The sequence below is a fragment of the Aromatoleum evansii genome (assembly GCF_012910805.1).
Taxonomy (GTDB): domain Bacteria; phylum Pseudomonadota; class Gammaproteobacteria; order Burkholderiales; family Rhodocyclaceae; genus Aromatoleum; species Aromatoleum evansii.
Map to the genome: position 1 here is coordinate 1 of NZ_WTVK01000235.1, position 438 is coordinate 438.

Consider the following 438-nt stretch of genomic DNA (forward strand, 5'->3'; position numbering starts at 1 on the left):
GTCTATGAGCGCAACGCCGACTACGTGCCGCGCAAGGAAAAGCCGGATTGGCTGGCGGGCGGCAAGGTCGCCAAGGTCGATCGCATCGAATGGATCACGATGCCCGACGCGCAGACCGCGATCAACGCGCTGCAATCCGGCGACATCGATTTCCTGGAACAGCCCTCGATCGACCTGCTGCCGGTGCTCGAGGCCAATTCCGATCTGACCGTGGCCGTGCTGAACAAGTTCGGCTTCCAGATCGAGGGCCGGATGAACTTCCTGCATCCGCCGTTCGACAATCCCAAGATCCGCCGCGCCGCCTTCCTGGCGATGAACCAGAAGGACGTGCTCGACGCCACCGTCGGCAACGCGAAGTTTTACGAGATCTGCGGCTCCTATTTCGCCTGTGACACGCCGCTCGCCAGCGACGTCGGCGCGGAGACGCTGATCAAGGGC

At 63.0% G+C, this 438-nt stretch carries 1 protein-coding gene; it reads left to right on the forward strand.

Translation table 11 applies throughout. The features are described 5' to 3' along the window. A partial coding sequence (locus GO615_RS28090) for an ABC transporter substrate-binding protein (RefSeq protein ID WP_211167433.1) occupies positions 1-438 on the forward strand: 438 nt, incomplete at both ends.